Origin of the sequence: Actinoallomurus acaciae (assembly GCF_042429965.1) — a bacterium.
Taxonomy (GTDB): Bacteria; Actinomycetota; Actinomycetes; order Streptosporangiales; family Streptosporangiaceae; genus Actinoallomurus; species Actinoallomurus acaciae.
On sequence record NZ_JBHLZP010000605.1, the window covers coordinates 1 to 4539 of the forward strand.

Below are 4539 nucleotides of genomic sequence, written 5' to 3' on the forward strand. Positions count from 1 at the left end.
CGAACGTGCCCAGCGCCGACGGGAACGCGGCCAGCCGTACCCGTCCCTGGCTCAGGCCCAGGTGCGCGGAGAGCTCGGCCTCGGCGGCGTCCAGGCGGCCCAGGATCTCGGCGCCGCGCTCGGCGAGGGTGCGACCGGCCTCGGTCAGCCGGATGCCGCGCCCCACGCGGCGCACGAGCTGGGCGCCGGTCTCGGCCTCCAGCCGGGCGAGGTGGTGGCTGATCGACGGCTGGGAGTAGTGCAGCTGCTTCGCCGCGGCCGTCACCGACCCCGTACGGGCGATCGCCACGAGCACGCGAAGGCGGGAAACGTCCAGCACAGAGCCAACATATCAACCGCATCTATGGTTCGCCGTGGATGTTGGCATTGGACCGATGATTGATCGCGGAGGGACTATGGAGCCGAGAAGGAGGTGTCCGAAATGGCAACACTGGTGCGCGGAGACGTACGGCCCGGACTGCAGGACCTCGTGACGGGCGTGCGCGGCGCCGTGGACCGGCACGTCGGCTGGCGGGAGACCGCGCTGATCGTGGGCGGCGAGCTGCGTCGGCACCTGCCCACTCCCGACGTGCTGACGGCGCAGGAGCGACTCGGCGACCCCGGCACCTACCAGTGTCACACCCTGTACGCCGCGCCCGACGGCGCGTTCTCCATCGTCGGCCTCGTGTGGCGCCCCGGCCAGATGACGCCGATCCACGACCACGTGACCTGGTGCGTCTTCGGCGTGCTCCAGGGCGTCGAGCACGAGGAGCTGTACGTCCACGAGGGCGACCACCTGCTCAGCGCCGGCGTGAACGACAACCTGCCGGGAGACGTCAGCGGCTTCGCCCCGCCCGGCGACATCCACCGGGTGCGCAACTCCGGCGACACGACCGCGATCTCGATCCACATCTACGGGACCGACATCTCCCGCATCGACTCCAGCGTCCGCCGCGTCTACGAGCTCCCGGTACGCGGCTGAGGCCGGCGACGATCAGCCGTCGAGGCGTACGAACCGCTTCGACTCGGTCAGCTCGTCCAGGTAATCCATGATCGGCTCCACCCCGAGCCCGGGTCCGGACGGCACGGTCATCAGGCCGTCCACCAGCCGGAACGGCTCGGTGATGTCACGCGTGTAGTAGCGCTCGGAGGCGGAGACGTCGCCCGGCAGGGTGCAGCCGGGCAGCGCGGCGAACGCGAGGTTCGCCGCGCGGCCGAGCCCGGTCTCCAGCATGCCGCCGCACCACACGGGCACGCCGTGCGCGGCGGAGACGTCGTGGATCCGGCGTGCCTCCAGGTAGCCGCCGACCCGGCCGGCCTTGACGTTGACGATCGAGCACGCGCCGAGCGCGAGCGCGTCCGCGGCGGCGCGCGCCGACACGATCGACTCGTCCAGGCAGATCGGCGTGGTCAGGAGGGATGCGAGCTTCGCGTGCCCGAGCAGGTCGTCCTCGGGCAGCGGCTGCTCGATCAGCAGCAGCCCGAACGGCTCCAGCTCCGCGAGGTGACGCGCGTCGGCCCGCGTGTACGCGGTGTTCGCGTCGACCTGGAGCAGGATGTCGCCGAAACGCTCGCGTACGGCACGGACCGGCTCGACGTCCCAGCCCGGCTGGATCTTGAGTTTGATCCGCGCGTACCCCTCGGCCAGGTAGCGGTCCACGTGGTCCAGGAGCTCGGGGATCGAGTCCATGATCCCGACCGACACCCCGGCGGGCACCCGGGCCGCCGTGCCGCCGAGGTAGGTCGCGTACGACATGCCGGCGGCCCGCAGCTCCGCGTCCAGCACCGCCATCTCGACTGCGGCCTTGGCCATCTCGTGCCCCTTGACCGGCGCGAACGCCGGGCCGAGCGCGCCGGCGGTGACGTCCGCGGGCAGACGGGGCAGCAGGAAGTCGCGGATGACCTGCTCGGCGCCGTCGACGTACTCGGGGGAGTACAGCGGCTCGGTGATGGCCACGCACTCGCCCCAGCCCTCGGTCTCCGTCCCGACGACCCGTACCAGCAGGATCTCCCGCTCGGTCTCGGTCGCGAAGGAAGTGCGGAACGGCGAGACCAGCGGGAGACGGATCCGCCGCAGCTCGACGCCGGAAAGCTTCATGGGGAGACCTCCAGCAGGTAGTGGCCGGACCGGTCGAAACCGGTCACCTTGTATCCGGCGTCCAGCGCCCCGGCGAGCGCGGTCCGCTGGGCCTGCCGCCACGCGAGGGCGAGCGGCGGGTCGTCGGCGCGCAGCGCGGCGATGTCCGCGGGTGTGCCGACCGCGATCCGGGTCGCGCCGGCCGGGGCACGCTCGACCGGCCGGCCCTCCGCGTCGTCGGTGAGCGCCGTGACCTCGGCGGGCGCGGGCTCGGCCGGCGGGTCGCCCTTCATGGCCGTGGCCACCTCCGGGGCGTCGAGGTCCCAGGAGAGCAGCAGGCGGTCGCTCGGATCGCCCGCGTTCAGCTCGTCCGGCATCTCGCCGTAGAAGTCCGGCAGGTACTCGGTCGCCCGCGCCGCCAGCTTCGCCAGGTTGAAGTACGCGTTGCGCCGGACCAGCGGGTCGAACGTCCAAGTGATCGTCGGTATCCCGTGGGCGATCGCCCACTCTCGCTGGTGCCGCTTGATCGCGAAGCCGGCGCCCCGGCCGCGGGCGGCGACGCCGGTGATGTGGGAGTGCAGGCTCCCGTCGGCGGCCGGGAAGGCCGCGCAGGCCCCCACCATCGCGCCGCCCTCGAAGACGCCCGAGATGTACCCGCCCAGGTGCTGTAGGACGCGCATCATCTCGTACGGCATCGGGTCGGTGGGCCGCCAGATCCCGGCGAGCACCTCCGAGGCCGTGCGCAGGTCATCGGGCGTGGTCAGCTCGCGTACGTCCATAACCCGATCGTGCCGCGTCATCGGATCGAGCGCACGACCGGGCTCACTTGATGATGGGGAGCGGGTTGCCGTTCGACGGGTTGGACGGGCTCGGAGTGGCCGTGGACCCGCTCTTCCCGCTCGACGCGCCGGGCAGCTTCACCGACGCCGGCAGCGGGACGAGGTTCTGCAGGTAGACGTCGAACCAGCGGCCGGTGCCGGTGAAGTCGGCCACCTCGCCCATGAACGGGCTCATCGCCTTGAGGGACCTGTCGAGGTTCTCCTGGTTGCGGTTCAGGATGTTCACGGTGCGGTGGAGGTTCTTCAGCGCGGGGCCGAGCGTGGCCTGGTTCTCCTGAATCGTTCCGGTGATCTGCTGGGACAGCGTCACCGTGCCGGTCAGGAGCTGGCTGATCACCTGCCGGCGCGAGTTGATCTCCTGGAGCAGCAGCCCGCCGTCGTTGACGAGCGTGGCCAGGTCGCCGCTGCGGTCGGCGAGCAGCTTGGTCACGTTGTTGGTGTGCTGGAGCAGCTGGGAGAGCTCGTCGTCGCGCGAGGCGACCGCCCGCGAGATCTTCTGCAGCCCGGCCAGGGTGCCGCGGACGTTCTCCGAGGACCCCTGCATCGTCTGCGACAGCGTGTCGAACGACTGGGCCAGCTGCTTGGTGTCGATCTTGCCGAGCTGCGCGCTGGCGTCCTGGAGCGCGGGCACCACGTCGTACGGCGCGGTGGTGCGCGACACCGGGATCTCCCGGTGCGACGACTGGTGTCCGGGGCCCTTCGGCTCCAGCGCCAGGTAGTGCGAGCCGAGCAGCGTCTTGATCTTGATCTGCGCGCGGGTGTCGGTGCCGAACGACCGGCCGCTGGTGAACTTCACCTTCACGTGGTCGCCTTCGAGGTCGACGCTCTCGACCTTGCCGACCTTGACGCCCGCGATGCGCACCTCCTCGCCCGACTTGAGCCCGGCGGCCTCGCTGAACGCGGCGGAGTAGGTGGTGCCCCCGGAGAAGCGCTGGAGATTGAAGGCGAGCGCGGCGACGAGGCCGACCGTCGCCAGTCCGGCGATCCCGATCGGCAGCGGGTTGCGTTCACGGAAGGGACGCATGCGGGGGCACCTCGCGTCGATTCTCGGAGCCTGCGACGCGGCGGAAACCTGCCTGCGACGTGAGACCTTCACGCCCCGTCGCGGTCACCATCGCGTCCGTGAACCCTACTGACGCGTATTTTCCCACGACAAGGACAAGAGCCGGGAAAAATGCGAAAGAAAGCGCCGGTATCGCGTTCGCCCTGGTCAGCAACGCCTTACTGACATGGCGGAGTGATGGACATCACGCCCCTCCGGCCCGGGCTCTCGCACACGGCCCCCACCGGCGCAAACGTGCACTCCGAGCGCCGCGACGAAGGCGACCGCGAGCAGCGCGACGCCGTACACGACCGTGGCCGCCCAGTGCCCGTGCTCGTACGCCAGGCCGCCGGCCGACCCGCCGACACTGCTGCCGAGGTAGTAGGCGAACAGGTAGAGCGCGGACGCGTGGGCCTTCGCGGTGGCCGCGCGGCGGCCCACCCAGCCGCTGGCGACCGTGTGCCCGGCGAAGAAGCCGGTGGTCATGACCAGGAGCCCGGCGCCCACCGCCGGCAGCGAGTCCGGCAGGGTCAGCAGCAGCCCGCCGCCGGCGAGCGCACACGCGCCCAGCAGTACCGGCCGCCGTCCGACCCGGTCGGCGA

At 71.2% G+C, this 4539-nt stretch carries 6 protein-coding genes; 1 reads left to right on the plus strand and 5 read right to left on the minus strand.

What is annotated here, in order from left to right:
- A partial coding sequence (locus ACFFNX_RS43095) for a LysR family transcriptional regulator (protein WP_378212033.1) occupies positions 1-319 on the minus strand: 319 nt, incomplete at its 3' end.
- A 102-nt stretch (positions 320-421) separates the two neighbouring features.
- Between ACFFNX_RS43095 and ACFFNX_RS43100 the strand changes: the two genes are divergently transcribed.
- Positions 422-961 (plus strand): cysteine dioxygenase family protein, encoded by a 540-nt coding sequence (locus ACFFNX_RS43100; RefSeq protein ID WP_378212034.1) that lies wholly within the window; start codon positions 422-424, stop codon positions 959-961.
- 12 nt (positions 962-973) lie between these two features.
- Here ACFFNX_RS43100 and menC read toward each other — a convergent pair whose 3' ends face one another.
- From menC to ACFFNX_RS43120, 4 genes are all read right to left on the minus strand, one after another.
- Positions 974-2077, minus strand: a complete 1104-nt coding sequence (gene menC / locus ACFFNX_RS43105) for an o-succinylbenzoate synthase (protein WP_378212035.1) — start codon at positions 2075-2077, stop codon at positions 974-976.
- Positions 2074-2835, minus strand: a complete 762-nt coding sequence (locus ACFFNX_RS43110; RefSeq protein WP_378212036.1) for a GNAT family N-acetyltransferase — start codon at positions 2833-2835, stop codon at positions 2074-2076. The genes menC and ACFFNX_RS43110 overlap by 4 nt, the downstream gene beginning before the upstream one ends.
- A gap of 43 nt (positions 2836-2878) precedes the next feature.
- A complete protein-coding gene (locus ACFFNX_RS43115) occupies positions 2879-3919 on the minus strand; it encodes an MCE family protein (RefSeq protein ID WP_378212037.1) in 1041 nt (346 codons plus the stop codon).
- A gap of 186 nt (positions 3920-4105) precedes the next feature.
- Positions 4106-4539 (minus strand): MFS transporter (locus tag ACFFNX_RS43120; RefSeq protein WP_378212038.1); only part of this gene is annotated, 434 nt, incomplete at its 5' end.